Source organism: Marinobacter sp. LV10R520-4 (genome assembly GCF_002563815.1).
Taxonomy (GTDB): Bacteria; Pseudomonadota; Gammaproteobacteria; order Pseudomonadales; family Oleiphilaceae; genus Marinobacter.
The window spans coordinates 3,674,185-3,689,947 of sequence record NZ_PDJM01000001.1 but is presented as its reverse complement, the minus strand read 5'-3'; the positions used below and the strand labels follow the sequence as shown (position 1 = coordinate 3,689,947).

Genomic DNA, 15,763 nt, shown 5'->3' with positions numbered 1-15,763 from the left:
AAATGAGCGAAAAAGGCATCCGTATTGAAGGGTTGAGCAAGCGTTATGGCAAGGGCGATACCGCCGTTGATGCGTTAAAGCATGTGGATATGCATGTTGCTCCGGGAGAAGTTGTCGGCCTCATTGGGCCTTCCGGCTCCGGCAAGAGTACCTTGCTGAAATGTCTGGGTGCGGTCATCAGCCCGACGGCGGGACGCATGACTCTGGGTGATCAGGTCATTTTTGACGATGGCTGGAAGGTTCAGGATTTGCGTGCTCTGCGCCGTGACAAAATCGGTTATGTGTTTCAAGCACCGTATTTGATTCCGTTTCTGGATGTTACTGACAACGTGGCATTGCTGCCGATGTTAAGAGGTGTACCCAATGGCGAGGCGCGTGCGAAGGCGCTGGAATTACTCACAGCGCTGGACGTGCAACATCGAGCCCGCGCCATGCCATCGAAGCTTTCGGGTGGCGAACAACAGCGGGTAGCGATCGCACGCGGGCTGGTCAACCAGCCGCCGGTGATACTGGCCGACGAACCAACTGCCGCCCTTGACAGTCCGCGCGCCATGGCTGTCATCAAGATCCTCAACGAAATGGCACGCAAGTTCCAAACGGCTATCATCGTTGTCACCCACGACGAAAAAATCATTCCTACGTTCAAGCGTATTTACCACATTCGGGACGGCGTCACTCACGAAGAAACGGGTGAAGGACGTGGGTTCGAGTAAGCCTCCGCCGACTGGTTTTTCACTCGACGACTGCCATGCAGAGCGTGGCCCCAGAACTGTCGCTTTCGCCGGTGTCATGCTGAGCCGCCGCGCGGGCGGCCTAGGAACTGAATTGAAATGGCTTTTCAGATAAGTGACTTGATCTAGGTCACTCCAGTTTCTTGCTGACAGTCGGTTTTGGGATCTAAATGTATGTCAGATGCATCATCTACGTAATGCTAGAATCCGGAGAAACGTCATGAACCTGACCATGCTTTTGCAATTACCCTTTCACAGTGAAGGCGCTTGGCCCGAATTGCAGCGCCGACAGATATCCATTCCGTTGATTGCCTGGGCCCTTGTTTTACCCCTGTCTTTACTGCCACCGATTCTGTTGTATTACGCCGGCACGCATTACGGCGAGCACTTTATGGCTGGTTTCGCCGGCAAAGAATGGCGCTTTATTACCACTATTCTGTTTCTGGCCGAGCTGCTGACGTTTTTTGTGATGGGTTGGCTGATTCACTCGGTTGTTGCGGGTAAGGATCTGGCTATCAGTTACGAAGACGCCTATTTGTTAGCTGCGATTGCTCCCGTGCCGCTATGGCTGTCGTCGCTGGCGTTGCTAGTCCCCTCTCTAGCATTTAGCGTTGTCGTTGTGCTTATTGCGATGGGGCTGTCATGCACACTGATTTACCAAGGCTTGCGAGCTTTAAGCCATCGCCCAGATACCGACGTGGAGGCTATGTCTGCAACCTACACAATAATGGCAGCGTCGTTTTTGGCATGGGCGCTGTTGATGGTAATGGTGTGGGCTTTCTGAATCAGTTGTGATGGTCGGCGTCAGCCGTTTTTTTGGCGGTTAGACGCTGCTCTTTTCAAGCGCGAAAAAGTAGCGGGCACAACACCAAGCCAGGCCGCTAATTGGTTGTCTGGCACTAGCTTCGTCAGTTCTGGGTACTCTTCCTGCACCAACGAATAGCGTTCGTTGGCAGGCATGGTGTGTTTGCGGAACTCGCGCATGCTGGCCAACTCGGCCAGTTCTTCTGTCAACGCTAAAGCAAATTTCGGCCATTGTACCGCGCCGTGACTTTGTATCGCTGAACGGAATGCAGCGAAATCTGCCACCCATGCCGTAACCGGCGTGCTGCTTTTCAAGCATAGCGTATTGCGCATTGTGCGGCTGCGACCGAATACCGGCCAAATGATATCGCCTTCCGAGAAAAAGTGATGAATGGCCACCTTGCCACCCACGGTTTGGCGGAACATACGCACCACCCCGTGCTGAATTAGGTAGACATGGGCCCAAGGTTGGTCATGCCTTTCTAATACAGCCTCAGCGTCTATGCTGTGCATGCTGAATAGACGGGCCAAGTCACTCACTAGCACTGCGCCTGGCGTCGTCTGGTCTTCACCCAAGCGCATTCCAAATACACGGCTTAGGCTGTTAAGCAAGACCGTTTCTGACGGCGTGCGCGATGGCTTAATCATATTTGGATAACGCTCCGACAATAAATAGCCGATGAGAACACATCAGGCCGGAAAATACTGTTCTTAGCATTTTTGCCAATTCTAGATTAGGTCCGATCACCGCCTGACTTTTCGTCGATTCGCTTTTCATCTCAAAAATCATTCGATATGAGCTTAGGCGTCATTACCCCTTTCGGTTGTCCCTTTTGCGCCAATTCGTCATCTAAGTCTTAGCTGAACCTATAGCGCACTTTCAGAAGCCAGCTCTTAAGTGCTGCCCTAAGTCAGAAACGCAGTATGGGCGAAGCCTTTATAGTGATCTGGATGTTATCGAAAAATGGAATGATAGCCGCGGGGACAGCAGCAATATGAGCTTGTTTCAGCCCTGAGTGATTCGATTGTGAATGGCGCGCTTTATGGTCAAAACCATCGCTCAGCCAGCGAATCCTCCGCGCCACGCCTTCGCAAATATTAGTTAACTGAGTGAAGTTTGCATCCAAAAGCTATCGCCGCTTATTTCACAATCTATACGACGAATTCAGTACTTTGTGTGGAAACTCAAACGGATCCCGTATACTAGAATTCACATTAAGTCTCTTTAGTACTTTGCGTGGAATTACGAGCCCAAGCTGTTGATTTGTGGTTTCAGAAATTTTGTACTTTCTGCGGTTGTCTACTGAATCAAGGGTTAAAAGGATTAACGTGTCAACTTCATTTAGCGGCCAGCCGCTGTTCGATACTGCAAACTACCTGGAAGATCTTTCCGACTTTCATTGCCACCCATCCATACCGACATTTTTGGCGTCTTTACCGCAGCCCTTGATCATACTGCGCGATGATTACGAAATCAGTCGCCAATTTCTGATGAAATATGCCGATGTGCCTGGAACCTTTTCACGCTTCCGCGGTGAGGTTCAGCGTTTTTTGAATTATCTTTGGGTAACCACCAAACGCACGCTGGTGCAAACCGACGCTGATGTTGTAACCGCGTATTTCAAGACCCTGAAGAACCCACCACGTAGCTGGATCGCCCGCGGCGTATTTTCGGCTTTCACCCATGCCAACGGTTTACGCCTACCAAACCCGCAATGGCGTCCGTTCGCGTTGCGCTCCAGTGATGAAAACGCCGTTTACAATGCCAGCCAAGCCAGCCTGAACGCCAGCCGAACTGCTTTACAAACCTTCTTTAAATATCTGGTTTACCAACAATATCTGCTAACAGACCCGCTTAACGATCTACGCCGCCGTGATCGTCGCGCCAAACCGCAACTGGCCAAAGATCTCGAAGTCGCTGTGCGCCGGCTAACCGATTGGCAGTGGTCCTGGTTGCTAGAGACCTTGGTTACCGAAGCAGATCAAAACCCAAAATGTGAACGACATTTGTTTGTGATCGTAACCATGAAATCGTTGTTTCTTCGGGTTGGCGAGTTGGCGCCGCGTCCGCTAGAGGATGGCGCAGAACGGATTCCGGTTTTTGGTGATTTTCGCAGAAAGGTCATTCAAGGCGAGCAATATTGGTCGTATTTTGTGTTTGGTAAAGGTGATAAAGCCCGTTCGGTCACCCTGCCAGATGCCTACCTGCCCTACTTAAAACGTTGGCGCGCCTACTTGGGCCTGCCATCGCCTATGCCAGACCCGGGCGATCACCACCCTGTTCTACCTTCAACCCATGGCGCAGCACTGGGCAAACGTCAGGTTCAACGCATTTACGAGCAGGCCGTTATGTTCGCTGTTGCGCGCATGGAGGAAGCCGGTTTTGTCGACGAAGCCCGACAGCTTGAAGCTATAAGGTCAGAAACTCACTACCTGCGCCACACCGGCGCCAGCCAAGCCATCGAATCCGGCGCGGATATTCGCCACATCAGCGAAGAACTCGGCCATGCCAGCGCGGCTTTTACCGAGTCGGTTTACGTTAACTCGGATCAGGCCCGCAAGCGGTTTGAAGGCCGCGAGCGGAAAGTATGAGACAAGTTGAGGGTTCGTAACCCCCTACTTTTCTCCAAGGCATGATTGGAGGCCGTCAGCGATCTCGATCAATAAGTCAGGGTACAGGTTGGCGCCGGTAACCAGGCCTGATCCTAATGGGTCAATAACTCCAGACGTATTAACACCCGTTCCGCCAAAAACCGCTTTAACGATACCTGGGTTGTATTGCGGCTCAGTGAACACACAGCTTACGTTTAAATCCGTCACAACTTTCCTGATTTCTGCAATCCGGGCTGGGCTTGGTTTTGATGCATCCCCGATCGAGATCGCCCCTGCTGCCGGAATGCCAAAGCGTTTTTCAAAGTATTGGTAAGCATCATGAAAAACAATGAATTGTTTATTTTTGAGCTGAGCTATGGTGATTTCAATACGACTGACTGCGGCATCAATGTCAGCTTTTCCCGTCGCTGCATTTTCAAGATACTGGGCAGCATTTTCAGGATCTTTTTCTGCCAGAGCCGCTGCTATCACATCAAGCCAGACCTTTCCGTTGGCGGGATCTAACCACGCATGCGGGTCCGTACCGCTGTGTTCATGATGATCGCCTTCATTATGATCATCCTCTGTCTTCTCATCATGATGGAGGTCATCATGAGCGTCGTGCCCATCCTCTTTTTCCTTGTCATGATCGCTGTCATCATGAGCGTCGAACGTAGCTCCTTCTCTGAAGGCATAGGTTGTTGTGCCCACCACCTCCAGCAACTCGACTTTCCTTGAATCGGGAGACAGGTTATCCAGAGACCTTTCCAGCCAGGGTGTCAAGCCCTCACCCACCCAGAACACGAGGTCCGCTTCCTGTAATGCTTGAGCTTCCGACGGGCTGAGCGAATAGTTATGCGGCGAAGCGCCAGACTGAACAAGCAGATCCGGCTTGCCTACTCCCGCCATGACTTGCGACACCAGTGAGTGAATGGGTGTAACATCGGTCGCTACATTGGGAACAGCATTTGCACTAAACGGCAAGGTCGCTATAAACGCAGTAGCCATTAATTTTTGGCGCTTTCTCATTCTTTTTCAGCCTTTTCGTCATGGAAGCTTTATTGCTTAAACGTTATGTTATAACATTGCCATTAACTAGGAAAGAGGTTTATGTTGTGAAAGCTGAAAAATGCTCCAGACCTGTGCGGATGTGTGAGACCTGCTTTCGATGGGAAAACAAATGAGAGTCCTTGCCACCAAAAACCTGTCCGTCAGTTTTGGCGGAAACAGTGTGCTAAAAGACATTAATATCCATATAGAGCGGGGCGAAATTGTGACGATTGTCGGCCCGAACGGGTCAGGAAAATCGACGCTTCTGCGCGCAATTATCGGCGCCCAGCCACTGACCTCCGGTCAGGTTGAAATGATCAGTAAACAGATCATCGGCTACGTTCCACAGCGCCTCAATATTGATGAAACACTCCCAATGACGGTTTATCGGTTTCTATCGCTTCCCAAGCGCCAGCAAAAGGACAACATGGAGGCTGCTCTCCAGCAAGCGGGGTTGTCCGGACTTGGCAAACAACAGTTAAGCACCCTGTCCGGAGGGCAGTTCCAGCGCGTTTTGCTGGCCCGGGCCCTCATAGAGAAACCCGATCTGCTTTTGTTGGATGAGGCCACCCAAGGGCTGGATCATTCTGGCTCAGCAGACTTTTACCGGCAGATTGAGCGGGTGCGGCAGGAACTGGGTTGCGCCATCCTGATGGTCAGCCATGAGCTGCACACTGTGATGCGAACATCGGATCGGGTTATCTGCCTGAACGGCAGTATTTGTTGCGAAGGCGCGCCTGAGGTTGTCAAGGTCGCCCCCGAATATCGATTATTATTTGGCCTCGATAATGCGGAAATGTTCGCTAGTTACCATCACCACGACCACGACCACGACCACCATGACCATGCGACTCCCCGGCACGAGGAAGCTGTTTAATGTTCGATGACTTTATGTTCCGCGCTTCCCTTGCCGGCCTCGGTGTCGCAATCGCCGCGGCGCCGCTTGGCTGCTTTATTGTTTGGCGACGTATGGCTTTTTTCGGCGATGCAACCGCACATGCCGCCATTCTGGGGGTAGCGTTGTCACTTACGTTATCCATGCCAATATTTGCAGGAGTCCTGGTGGTATCGCTGCTAATGGCTCTGGCCATTGCAACTCTGAGTGAGCGCGGTTACGCCATGGACACCCTGCTTGGTGTCTTATCGCACTCTTCGTTGGCTTTTGGTCTGGTGGCAGTGTCCTTTCTGTCGGGTATTCGCATCGACCTTATGGCCTATCTGTTTGGTGATATTCTTTCTGTGGGCACCCTTGACCTTGGTGTGATTTGGGGTGGCGCAGCCCTTGTTCTCACACTGGTTGGTTGGCGCTGGTCGGCTCTGCTTACATCAACCGTTAACCCTGAACTCGCTTGCGCAAGTGGCATTTCACCCAAGCGAGAGAACATGATTCTTACCTTATCGTTGGCGGTCGTTGTGGCTGTGGCCATTAAAGTAGTGGGAGTATTGCTGATTGCCGCCATGCTGATCATACCGGCAGCGACAGCTCGCCCCTTCAGCAGAACGCCAGAAACCATGGCCATTATTGCAGCGATTATCGGGTGCGGTGCCTCACTGGCCGGATTGCAGGTGTCTTACGTTATGGACACCCCGACAGGCCCAACAATTGTCTGTATTGTTGCTATTCTTTTCGGTGTATCCAGCGCTTTCCGGTACTTCATCCGGCCACAAAAAACTCATGCCTGAACGGCGATTCTGGGCAGCTCGGGGAGACAGTTCGCAACCATGTTATTTCGACACTTTTTTACACTTACCCACAAAATCCTATTGTCATTGGCGATCATTTTCGTTGTCGTCGCTATTTTCGCTTCACCAAAGCATTCCGGCGCCGTATCAATCCAACTGGACAATCCCCGCTCCCTGAATGCTCAGCCGAATGGGCATTTAGCCCTTGTGCCTGAACCCGCACACCTGCCCTCTCCGCCTACCAATGAGACTGAAACACAGGGTTATGAGATCAAAAAGGGGGATACCCTAAGTGACATTTTCGAGTTAAAAGGTATTCCTGCGTCTGTGCTGCACCAGGTTCTTGAAGCTGACGTCGAGTATCTGTCTCTTGAAACACTGAAACCTGGAAAACGGGTTACGTTCAAGTACGACAGGAACCGGGCGCTTAAGGCATTAACACTGCGCATTGATGCGGCCAGAACCATTACCTTTGCCCGCCAGGACGATGGCGCATTTGTCGCCCGCAAACAGCAATCCGAGACGCACTGGCAATCAGCCATTACCCGAGGGGCCGTTAATGGCAGCTTTTATGCCTCCGCCGTCAAGTCGGGACTGAGTAAAGCCGAGGTGGCCGAAGTGGCTCAGCTTCTGAAAAGCAAAATCGATTTTCGGCGAGATCTCAGATCAGGCGATACATTCACTGTTATCACGGGTCGCGAGATGACTCACGATACGCCAACGGGCCGCCAACGAATTGAAGCGGTATCCCTGCTTCGCGGACCTAAAGCCTATAACGCGTTTCTCTTCGACGATGGCAACTACTATAACGCGACCGGCGAAAGCGTTTTGCTGGCATTTTTACGTTGGCCAACCGAAAAACGCTTCAGAATAAGTTCCCCGTTCAGTCCTGATCGTCTCCATCCGATTACCGGCAGACGATCACCCCATAACGGTGTCGATCTCGCAGCACCTTTCGGCACATCCATTGTAAGTACCGGCGACGGCGTCGTCTCGCGTGTTGGCAATCACCCCTTTGCCGGGCGATATATTGATATCAATCACAGTGGGACCTTTGAAACACGCTACCTCCACTTGAGCAAAGTTTTGGTCAAACGAGGTCAAAGAATAAAGCGGGGCCAAAAAATAGCGCTTACCGGAAATTCGGGACGCTCAACGGGGCCCCACCTGCATTTCGAATTTCATGTGGACGGCCAACCCGTTAATCCGTTGACCGCGGATATCCCGACTGCCGCCAAAGTGCCTGATATCGAACTTGCCTCCTTTAAAGCACAAGTCAGCAAACAAATGGTGTCCATGCAGTCTCGAATCAGCTCCGATCTTGTTTTGGCAATTAGGTCGCCGCAATCCACTCGAACCACTGAAAAAGATGAGGAGCGTCAAGACATCAACTGACGCGGGCCTTACAGGCCAGAAGGCCCGCTTCAAAACCTTCAAAAACCGTCACGTCATTGTCGATGCCTTCGATGCAACTCTCCTGTGCCTCGTCCAACTCCACCTCAGTTAACGCCTGATCACTGAAGTTATAGCCAAAAACACCGTCTGGCGTAATGAATATGGCTTTAACCCTTTGAAGGGTGAGACCGGAAAAGAGCTCAAACAGCCGGCCTCTATCAAACAGAATGCTGGCGTGAAAACGCCAGCCAACCGACGTGAAACCGTCAGCGTGTTTTTTGATTTTAATGTAATCACCCTCAGGCAATGGCTTGTGATCTGAACGCTCTGTGGATTCAGGTTGCCCAAAGGCGTTTTGTGATAATGCGGGCATCGTGAAGCGCCTGGACGGGTCAGGCTTAGGCGTTGTGTGGGCAGAAGGGACCAAAAGAGCCGCGAACGGGATCTCCCCGAAACTCACGCGATACAACGGCTTTTCGTGACTGGCTTTTTCCACCAGGTAAGCATTCAGGGAAGAAAAGTCGTCATCCGTACACTGATCGGACTTATTCGCCACGAGTACATCGGCTACTGCAATTTGCTGAATGAATGTGGCGTTCTGGGTATAACGCGAATCTCGTATGCGTCGAGGATCAACCAAGGTCAGCGTCGCTCTCAAGTCAATAACGGTGGCGTAATGCGGCTGGTTCAGCGACTCAATCACTTCCTGAGGGTGCCCTAACCCCGTCGGTTCGATGAGCAACCGGTCTGGATTTGCGGCCATCAATAATCTGTTCAACGCCATTTGCATGGGCAAACCTGAAACGCAACACATGCAGCCCCCGGGTACCTCGCGGATAAAAACGCCGGTTTGAGCCCCCTGGCCTCCAGCCATCAAACCGCCGTCGATACCTATTTCGCCGAACTCATTGACCAATACCGCCCAACGCTCATTGGCGGGCTTATTGGCCAGCAGGTGCAAAATGGCAGTGGTTTTACCCACCCCGAGGAATCCGGTGATGATATTAGTTGGCACTGCTTTGGTGATTTTCATACTGACACTCTTTGATCAAGCAATTTTCACACCACTTTTCGGGGACCGAGCTGGCAAATATTAAGCGGCTGTTGGCAGAATACCGGCAAACCCCTGCTCCGTTGCTACCGCGAGATATTTCCCGTCGAGCGCCCAGGCGATATCGGTAACGCCGCCACCCCCGGCCGGCTTGATGACTGCAGCCTGCTCATTGTCATCACCATCAGCCAGTTGGGTAACTAGCACGAGCCCGTCATCGTAACCTGCAGCCACCAATGGATAGTCGGGTGCCGCAGCAACGGCCGTGACCCGTCCGGATTCGGCATAACCCAAGGAGACAGGCGCTTTGCCCAAGGGGCCTTTGCGACCGCTAAACGGCCAGCACGGGATAACATCGGCGCCACTGGTTGCCAGGTAACGCCCGCCAGCCACCCAGGCCCAGGATTTTACCTTGCTGGCATATCCGCTCATGTGAAAGTCCTGTTTGTCCTTAAGGCGCCAACCTCGAATGCAGTTCTCCTGCATTGCCGATAGGATAAATCTTGAATCCGGGCTCCAGGTCACGTCCAGGTGCGAGCCTGCCCACTTCAACGCCAGCACTCCGGAGTGTTGGTCGTTAACGGCGCGTATACTCACGCCACCATAATGAGCCACGGCGACTCGCTTGCCATCCGGGGAAAAACAAAAACCGCCTACGGTGCTGGGATACTCGAAACTGATCGTGGGTTTGCCGATACGGGTCAGATGTAAACGCTTGCCTTCGGAGCAGGCAATGACGCCGGCCGGATGACTGCTCACATTGTCTAGCCAACGACCGGGGTAGTTGGCCAGTTCCGTCACTTCTCCGGCCACGGATATTGCCAGGAACCGTCCATCGTCACCGCCACTGATAAACCCACCGCCCGGAGCCGCAGCCAGGCTCAGACAGCCCCCTGCATGCGCCTGCACTGTCAGTGGTTCGCCATCCGCATGCGGAATGATGGTTAGCGAGCCGTCGCCCAGTGCGAATGCCAGGGCACCCGATCGCTCAAAACGGCAAGCGACCACATGATCTGATAGTTGCCAGACCCGACCGAGGCGTTCAATCAGAGACGGTGCCTTAGCCATGGACGGTGCCTGCTTTACAGGCGCTGAATCCTGCCGTTAAGGCTGTTTCATCAAGGTCACGGCCGATGAACACAAGGCGACTTTCGCGCTTTTCGTCAGCTCGCCAGGGCTGTGTGGCAGTGCCATCAGCAAGCATATGAACACTCTGGAAAACATACCGCTGATCCATGCCGACCAAATCCAGAATGCCTTTACACCGAAGAATATCCACGCCCTGGGTGCGCAGCACCTCCATTATCCAGGATTCGAATCGGTCCGAATCTAGGGGAACGTTGCTCTTCAGTGAAATACTTTTTATCGTATCGTCGTGCTCGTGGTCGTGATCTTCGGTGAGAAACCCGGGCTCCAGCGCGACGATCCTTTCCAGATCAAAGCTTCCTAGATTGAGAATCTGGTCAAGCGGCACATCGCAGTAGTTGCTAGGAATAATTCGGGCATAGGGGTTCATGCCCAGGATGCGACTCTCAAGTGCTTTACGTTCCTCCTCAGACACCAGGTCGACTTTATTAAGCAGGATGACATCGGCAAACGCTATCTGCTCGGCTGCCTCTGAACTGTCAGCCAGTCGCGCTGGCAGGTTCTTGGCATCAACCACCGTTACCACGGCGTCCAATGACGTTTTCGCCCTCACCTCATCGTCTACGAAGAATGTTTGCGCCACCGGCGCCGGATCGGCAATTCCTGTTGTCTCAAGAATGATGGCGTCAAAGCCTTTCAGGCGTTTCATCAAACCTGAAATAATTCGGATCAGATCGCCCCGGACGGTACAGCAGATGCAGCCGTTGTTCATTTCGAACACTTCTTCGTCCGCCCCAACAACCAGGTCGTTATCGATGCCAATCTCGCCAAATTCATTAACAATCACGGCGTAGCGCTTGCCGTGCTGTTCCGAGAGGATGCGATTAAGCAGTGTTGTTTTGCCAGCACCGAGATAGCCGGTGAGGACTGTAACCGGAACTTTATTCATTAAGCTCTCCTGACTATTTTATTAATACGTTATAACATTACAATTAAACGCTCGCATAAAAAGGTTGCGACGTTCATGATGAAAAACGTTATAGAATGGTGGGATTAGGTGCGTCGCCATAGATCTCTGACGGATCAAACACTTTTCCAGTTTCAATGAAGCTCAGTGTCGGGGCCGATTGCGCCTTGTTCCAGTTTATCGTCCGGTAAAAACAAGACCTGTAACCAACGTGGCAGCTAGCCTGCCTGCCTCGCAACCGAACTCGCAGCCATAAGGCATCCTGATCATCATCTATTCGTATTTCGACAACAGTCTGGATGTGTCCACTGGTGCCTCCTTTGTGCCAGAGTTGTTGCCTTGACCGGCTCCAGTAATGCGCTTCTCCCGACTCAATGGTGCGAGTCAATGCGTCTTCGTTCATGTACCCCAGCATGAGCACCTCACCGGAATCAGCATGGGTCGTCACACACGTGATGAGCCCCGATGAATCAAACTTCGGAGCCAGAGTATGCCCTTCCTCCACTTGTTCAATACTGATGCGGTCCGAGAAGAAAGATCTGTCAGTACCACTTTGCCCGTCATCGGCCACCAGGGACACCTCCTATTGTCTGTTCTGATGGCTCCCGGTTTCGTAATTCATTGCGAAAAACGATGGGGCGGCCCCCAGGCTGACCGATCAACTGGCCGGAACGCATAACGGGCTTGCCAGAGATAATGGTTATTTCAGGCCACCCCGTTAACGTAACACCAGCGTAGGGGCTCCATCCTGACATACTGGCCATATCCTCATCCCTGACCGTTCGGGTTGCCTGCAGATCTACGATGGTGAAATCAGCATCGTTCCCAACCGCAATACGACCTTTGCCAACCATCCCAAAGACACGGGCGGGCCCGCTACAAAGCAAATCAACGATACGCGACAAGCTGGTTCTTTCCTCGTTCACATGGTTCAGCATTACGGGAAGCAGAGTTTGTACACCGGTCATACCGCTGGGTGTATCGGGATAAGGAAGCTGCTTTTCTTGCCATGTATGCGGGGCGTGATCACTGCCCAAGACATCGATTAGGCCGTTGTTTATTCCGCGCCAGAGCGCGTCCCTGTGTCGAAGGGATCGTATGGGCGGATTCATCTGTGCGAGCGTACCGAGCTGCTCATAGCAATCGGGTGCGACCATCGTCAGGTGTTGGGGCAATGCCTCCACCGTTACGATATCCTTGTGCTCCGCGAGAAACGCAAGTTCTTCTTCGGTGGAAATGTGGAGAATGTGAATGGGCCTATTGGTTTTGCGGGCGATACTGACAATACGCCGCGTCGCACGGAAGGCACTTTCAACATCCCGCCAGTTCGGATGGTCACGCACATCGCCACTCTGCTCTGCGAGGGCGCGTCTTTGTCTCAGGCGGGCTTCGTCTTCAGCGTGTATCGAGACGCGGCGGTTGCCGCTTGCAAGAATGCGCTCTAGAACTTCGTCGTCTTCGGCGAGGAGGTCACCGAATGAGCTGCCCATGAATATTTTCACACCGGCACAGCCTGCCTGCTGCTCCAAAGCCTCCAGCAGGTGCACGTTTTTAGGCGAGCCACCAACGTAAAATGCGTAATTGCACCACGCGTCGTTCTCGGCAATCGTCAGTTTTTGTTGAAGGTCGGACTGGGTCAGCGTCAACGGGTTGGTGTTGGGCATTTCAAAAACGCCAGTGACACCGCCCAAAACCGCCCCCCGTGTACCGGCTTCAATGGTCTCTTTGTGCTCTAGACCGGGTTGGCGGAAATGAACCTGTGAGTCGATGACGCCGGGTAATAGGTGCAGGCCCGATGCGTCAATGGTTCCCCGTCCCTTCCACGCAGATTCGCCAATGGCCACAATGCGGCCTTCGATGCAGGCAACATCGAGCTCCTCACACCCCCAGGGCAGCATTACTTGGGCATTTTTGATGAGCAAGTCGGCAAATTTCAGTGCCTGTTTTTGCTCTGAGTGGAGCGCCTGTTCATCACAGTTCATTTTGAATCGCCTTGTATCCTCGAACCAGTTTGAGATTGGTTTGCGCAACATCCTCGGAAAAAGCAGACGCCGCCGACGACATTCTAGGGATTTCAGCCAGGTTTGTTTGCGGGCCTATCCGCGTGGTTGAGGGAACATAAAAGCCTGATGGCAACGCTACCCCGTCAACGACGGCATTGTGGCGTATCGCGCTGCCCTCACCCACACTGCAGTTAAACAAAACGGAATTGAATCCAATGAAAACGCCGTCGCCGACACTACAGGGCCCATGCACGATTGCTCTGTGCGCGATGGATGCGCCAACGCCAATAGTAACCGAAGCACCTGATTTTGAATGAATGACAACGCCATCTTGAATATTCGAACCCTCTTTTATGACAATGGGTTCCATGTCTCCATCGTCGTTGGATTCGTCGGCACGAATGACAGCGTAAGGGCCAACAAATACATTCTTTTCAATGATGACTTTTCCACAAATAATTGCCGTAGGGTCCACAAACGCATCCGGATGAATTCTCGGCAGATCACCATTCGGATTCTTACGAATCATTTGATACCTCCAGTTGGGATGTTGCCATTTTTATACCACTTCTCAGATAGCGAAAGGCTGGGCAATCGCCTCCCATGTTGTTCCGCTCCGGGTATCGTCCAACTGGACGTGCCGGGCCAGTAATTCAGACCGAATGATGTCCGCCAACTCATAATTCCCCGCTTTCAGCGCAATATTGCGTTGCTCTATCCGCGCTTCGATCCACTCGACCCAGAATGGTTTAATCGTGTTCTCCAAGGTGTCGGTCGTGCGCTGGTACAGTGGCGCTCACGCTATTCATATTTCGGCCAGAGAGAAGCCCGTACTCTGGGTAGGAAACAATACTGAACAACACGTGCCCTTTGTGACTGTAGGCATGCCCTTTTTTGAGAAGCCGGGCAATCAGCGCAATTATCTGGGGAATATGATGGGTGACCCGGGGTTCCCATTGCGGTCGTGCCACACCCAGCGCGTCCATATCCCGGTGATACGCATTGATAAAACGCGTTGCAACAGTGTCAATTGAACTCCCTTCCGCCGCGGCCGCATGGTTTATCTTGTCATCAATATCGGTGAAATTCCGGGCATAGGCCACTTCGCTGTATCTGGTTTTCAGGAGGTTGACCAGAAGATCGAACACCACTGCCGGGCGGGCATTGCCGAGGTGCGAATAGTTGTAGACCGTAGGTCCGCAGACATAGAGGGTTACTCGATCTGATTCGGCAGTAACCAACGCCTCTTTGCGCTTACTCAGTGTGTTGAAAATGAAGATGTCAGGCGCGTCAGTCATGGCGCCAACCCGCCCCTAGCGGGGCTAATGGAAGCAACCGCATCGTGGGCATGCAGGCTTTCGAGGTGGCGTACTTTGACCCCAACTTCCTTATAATGTGGCGTAAGTGCTGTTGACAACCGCCGAACGGCATCCTCCACGTACATCAGATTTGCGCCATTGAGCCGAGCAAATGCCTGCTCATCGGCTCGTTTAACCAGCGTTTGCACCGGCGTTGAGAGCGCTGCTTCAGCACGATCAATCAGATCGATGAGGCCAAGACGATCTGGCCGCGCCATATCCAACGGAACGGATACACGGGCAATGCTCCGTTGGCTGTGGGGTGTTGCGACGCTGCCATTTTGATCGAGCCAAAGAGCCACATCATTCACCGATACCTGTGTCATTCCAAAGTGATCGTTGGTGAACGCATCCCGCAGAACCTGCCGGGACAGTGCGGCTGAGCACGGACAAGTTGACGAGTATGTAATATTCACCGATAGCCATATTTGCTCGCACTTTCTATCGTCATCTCTTTCAGCAGATAATGAGACCAAGTAACTCTGCCATCCTGAACTATCGGGAGTGACTAACGCATCGCGCAGAGCCAGAAAGTTGAACGAGTAAGTGATTTTTGCCTTTTCGGAACCACAATCCTGATGGCTTGCAATGGCCGATGCCAACAGGCTCCGAAGCAATCCCGGGGTTAGTGCACTGGACGACGAGGTATTGAGTAGCTGGTAAAGCCGCGACATGTGGATACCTTTCACAGCCAGCGGCCCCGATGGAACATTTACAAATACCGATGCGCTGCCGGATGTATAAGACACCTGACTGGCTTCATTGAGCACTACAGGAAGGCTGATGTTTTCCATCCCCACCCAATCCAGCGGAGCACCTCCCTGCCCCACCTGGTTTTTTGCGATATCGGGAAGATCCGCGGTCATCGTTTGACTCCCTGCATTCTGCGCTGTTTGGCAAGACTGGGGGTGTGGAGCAAGTCATTGAGGGAATGCGCACCCCAACAGTCGGTCACTTCCCCTTAATTGTTATGTTATAACATAACACAATGTAACTACTTGATCAACTTAAACGTGCGTGGTTCCGGTACTGAAAGAGGTTGT

Annotated in this window: 17 protein-coding genes; 6 read left to right on the top strand and 11 right to left on the bottom strand. The window is 52.5% G+C overall.

The window, feature by feature from the left end:
* The first annotated feature begins 2 nt into the window (after positions 1-2).
* Positions 3-713 (top strand): ABC transporter ATP-binding protein, encoded by a 711-nt coding sequence (locus tag ATG98_RS17820; RefSeq protein ID WP_098421641.1) that lies wholly within the window; start codon positions 3-5, stop codon positions 711-713.
* A gap of 238 nt (positions 714-951) precedes the next feature.
* On the top strand, positions 952-1,515 hold the full coding sequence (locus ATG98_RS17815) for a YIP1 family protein (protein ID WP_098418369.1): 564 nt from the start codon (positions 952-954) through the stop codon (positions 1,513-1,515).
* Between the two features lie 20 nt (positions 1,516-1,535).
* Here the strand turns inward: ATG98_RS17815 and ATG98_RS17810 are convergent, their stop codons facing one another.
* Positions 1,536-2,183, bottom strand: coding sequence for a Crp/Fnr family transcriptional regulator (locus ATG98_RS17810; protein WP_416376581.1), 648 nt, complete (start codon positions 2,181-2,183; stop codon positions 1,536-1,538).
* Positions 2,184-2,446: 263 nt separating this feature from the next.
* Positions 2,447-2,662 carry a hypothetical protein gene (locus ATG98_RS21650; RefSeq protein WP_143751501.1) on the bottom strand — a complete coding sequence of 72 codons (216 nt, stop codon included), beginning with the start codon at positions 2,660-2,662 and terminating at the stop codon, positions 2,447-2,449.
* 202 nt (positions 2,663-2,864) lie between these two features.
* Here ATG98_RS21650 and ATG98_RS17805 point away from each other — a divergent pair, with 202 nt between their 5' ends.
* The gene (locus ATG98_RS17805; RefSeq protein WP_098424012.1) at positions 2,865-4,127 is read left to right on the top strand and encodes a tyrosine-type recombinase/integrase; all 1,263 of its coding nucleotides are present in this window, start codon (positions 2,865-2,867) and stop codon (positions 4,125-4,127) included.
* Positions 4,128-4,151: 24 nt separating this feature from the next.
* Here ATG98_RS17805 and ATG98_RS17800 read toward each other — a convergent pair whose 3' ends face one another.
* Positions 4,152-5,156 carry a zinc ABC transporter substrate-binding protein gene (locus ATG98_RS17800; RefSeq protein ID WP_098418365.1) on the bottom strand — a complete coding sequence of 335 codons (1,005 nt, stop codon included), beginning with the start codon at positions 5,154-5,156 and terminating at the stop codon, positions 4,152-4,154.
* Positions 5,157-5,295: 139 nt separating this feature from the next.
* Here ATG98_RS17800 and ATG98_RS17795 point away from each other — a divergent pair, with 139 nt between their 5' ends.
* The 3 genes from ATG98_RS17795 to ATG98_RS17785 are packed head-to-tail and all read left to right on the top strand — an operon-like array spanning position 5,296 to position 8,255.
* The gene (locus ATG98_RS17795) at positions 5,296-6,054 is read left to right on the top strand and encodes a metal ABC transporter ATP-binding protein (RefSeq protein ID WP_218925892.1); all 759 of its coding nucleotides are present in this window, start codon (positions 5,296-5,298) and stop codon (positions 6,052-6,054) included.
* Positions 6,054-6,860 (top strand): metal ABC transporter permease, encoded by an 807-nt coding sequence (locus tag ATG98_RS17790; protein WP_098424010.1) that lies wholly within the window; start codon positions 6,054-6,056, stop codon positions 6,858-6,860. The genes ATG98_RS17795 and ATG98_RS17790 overlap by 1 nt, the downstream gene beginning before the upstream one ends.
* A 39-nt stretch (positions 6,861-6,899) precedes the next feature.
* Complete coding sequence (locus ATG98_RS17785; protein WP_098424009.1) at positions 6,900-8,255, top strand: peptidoglycan DD-metalloendopeptidase family protein; 1,356 nt, start codon at positions 6,900-6,902, stop codon at positions 8,253-8,255.
* Here ATG98_RS17785 and ATG98_RS17780 read toward each other — a convergent pair.
* From ATG98_RS17780 to folE2, 8 genes are all read right to left on the bottom strand, one after another.
* Positions 8,248-9,288 (bottom strand): CobW family GTP-binding protein, encoded by a 1,041-nt coding sequence (locus tag ATG98_RS17780; RefSeq protein ID WP_098424008.1) that lies wholly within the window; start codon positions 9,286-9,288, stop codon positions 8,248-8,250. The genes ATG98_RS17785 and ATG98_RS17780 overlap by 8 nt on opposite strands.
* 60 nt (positions 9,289-9,348) lie before the next feature.
* Positions 9,349-10,374 carry a WD40 repeat domain-containing protein gene (locus ATG98_RS17775; RefSeq protein WP_098418360.1) on the bottom strand — a complete coding sequence of 342 codons (1,026 nt, stop codon included), beginning with the start codon at positions 10,372-10,374 and terminating at the stop codon, positions 9,349-9,351.
* Positions 10,367-11,341, bottom strand: coding sequence for a CobW family GTP-binding protein (locus ATG98_RS17770; protein WP_098418359.1), 975 nt, complete (start codon positions 11,339-11,341; stop codon positions 10,367-10,369). The genes ATG98_RS17775 and ATG98_RS17770 overlap by 8 nt, the downstream gene beginning before the upstream one ends.
* Before the next feature lie 88 nt (positions 11,342-11,429).
* Entirely contained in the window at positions 11,430-11,930 is a 501-nt protein-coding gene (gene hisI, locus ATG98_RS17765; protein ID WP_098424007.1) for a phosphoribosyl-AMP cyclohydrolase, read from the bottom strand.
* A complete protein-coding gene (locus ATG98_RS17760) occupies positions 11,920-13,341 on the bottom strand; it encodes a dihydroorotase (protein ID WP_098418357.1) in 1,422 nt (473 codons plus the stop codon). The genes hisI and ATG98_RS17760 overlap by 11 nt, the downstream gene beginning before the upstream one ends.
* Positions 13,331-13,891 (bottom strand): carbonate dehydratase, encoded by a 561-nt coding sequence (locus ATG98_RS17755; protein ID WP_098418356.1) that lies wholly within the window; start codon positions 13,889-13,891, stop codon positions 13,331-13,333. The genes ATG98_RS17760 and ATG98_RS17755 overlap by 11 nt, the downstream gene beginning before the upstream one ends.
* Before the next feature lie 220 nt (positions 13,892-14,111).
* Positions 14,112-14,660: a hypothetical protein gene (locus ATG98_RS17745; RefSeq protein WP_098418354.1), complete on the bottom strand. Its 549-nt coding sequence runs from the start codon at positions 14,658-14,660 to the stop codon at positions 14,112-14,114.
* Complete coding sequence (gene folE2, locus ATG98_RS17740) at positions 14,657-15,586, bottom strand: GTP cyclohydrolase FolE2 (RefSeq protein WP_098418353.1); 930 nt, start codon at positions 15,584-15,586, stop codon at positions 14,657-14,659. The genes ATG98_RS17745 and folE2 overlap by 4 nt, the downstream gene beginning before the upstream one ends.
* Positions 15,587-15,763 lie beyond the last annotated feature (177 nt).

Bases quoted from the DNA above. Each gene is read 5' to 3' on its own strand.
- ATG98_RS17795 (WP_218925892.1), top strand. From the start codon at position 5,296: ATGGGAAAACAAATGAGAGTCCTTGCCACCAAAAACCTGTCCGTCAGT.
- ATG98_RS17790 (WP_098424010.1), top strand. From the start codon at position 6,054: ATGTTCGATGACTTTATGTTCCGCGCTTCCCTTGCCGGCCTCGGTGTC.
- ATG98_RS17785 (WP_098424009.1), top strand. From the start codon at position 6,900: ATGTTATTTCGACACTTTTTTACACTTACCCACAAAATCCTATTGTCA.
- ATG98_RS17755 (WP_098418356.1), bottom strand. From the start codon at position 13,891: ATGATTCGTAAGAATCCGAATGGTGATCTGCCGAGAATTCATCCGGAT.
- ATG98_RS17815 (WP_098418369.1), top strand. From the start codon at position 952: ATGAACCTGACCATGCTTTTGCAATTACCCTTTCACAGTGAAGGCGCT.
- ATG98_RS17745 (WP_098418354.1), bottom strand. From the start codon at position 14,660: ATGACTGACGCGCCTGACATCTTCATTTTCAACACACTGAGTAAGCGC.
- folE2 (WP_098418353.1), bottom strand. From the start codon at position 15,586: ATGACCGCGGATCTTCCCGATATCGCAAAAAACCAGGTGGGGCAGGGA.
- ATG98_RS17775 (WP_098418360.1), bottom strand. From the start codon at position 10,374: ATGGCTAAGGCACCGTCTCTGATTGAACGCCTCGGTCGGGTCTGGCAA.
- ATG98_RS17760 (WP_098418357.1), bottom strand. From the start codon at position 13,341: ATGAACTGTGATGAACAGGCGCTCCACTCAGAGCAAAAACAGGCACTG.
- ATG98_RS17800 (WP_098418365.1), bottom strand. From the start codon at position 5,156: ATGAGAAAGCGCCAAAAATTAATGGCTACTGCGTTTATAGCGACCTTG.
- ATG98_RS17820 (WP_098421641.1), top strand. From the start codon at position 3: ATGAGCGAAAAAGGCATCCGTATTGAAGGGTTGAGCAAGCGTTATGGC.
- ATG98_RS17770 (WP_098418359.1), bottom strand. From the start codon at position 11,341: ATGAATAAAGTTCCGGTTACAGTCCTCACCGGCTATCTCGGTGCTGGC.
- ATG98_RS17780 (WP_098424008.1), bottom strand. From the start codon at position 9,288: ATGAAAATCACCAAAGCAGTGCCAACTAATATCATCACCGGATTCCTC.
- ATG98_RS17810 (WP_416376581.1), bottom strand. From the start codon at position 2,183: ATGATTAAGCCATCGCGCACGCCGTCAGAAACGGTCTTGCTTAACAGC.